The sequence below is a fragment of the Vibrio sp. 2132-1 genome (assembly GCF_033344315.1).
Map to the genome: position 1 here is coordinate 1 of NZ_JAWPON010000825.1, position 526 is coordinate 526.

The following is a 526-nucleotide window of genomic DNA, read 5'->3' on the forward strand; positions in this document are numbered from 1 at the left end:
TTCTTCATCGTAAGATGAGTACATGTAAGCCGTATCAGAAGAGAACTCAGCCGCACACGTATCCACTCGCTTGTAGATAGGGTGGATGTCAAACTGGTCACGTAGACGACGGATTTCGCTTTCAGCCACACCTAACAGTTTAGATAGGCGCGCATCAGAGAAACCTTTACGTTTCATCTGGCGTAGAACTTCTTCTGTTAGACCAGCAAAGCCACCGGCTTTCACTTGCTCTTCTAGTTTAACTAGCTCTTCAATTTGAACTAGGAACCAGCGATCAATGTTCGTCAGGTTAAACACGCCATCCACTGACATGCCCGCACGGAATGCATCTGCGATATACCAGATACGCTCTGCGCCAGCTTCTTTTAGTTCGTGACGAATCTTAGTCAATGCGTCAGGTGCATCTAGGTCAACCATCTCATCAAAACCAGTTGCGCCAACTTCTAGGCCACGTAATGCTTTGTGAAGAGATTCTTGTTGGTTACGATCAATCGCCATTACCTCACCAACTGACTTCATCTGAGTC

At 46.6% G+C, this 526-nt stretch carries 1 pseudogene; it reads right to left on the reverse strand.

Annotated elements, in window-relative coordinates:
• Positions 1-526 (reverse strand): annotated as a pseudogene (gene carB / locus R8N47_RS28215) (carbamoyl phosphate synthase large subunit); the annotation flags it as partial.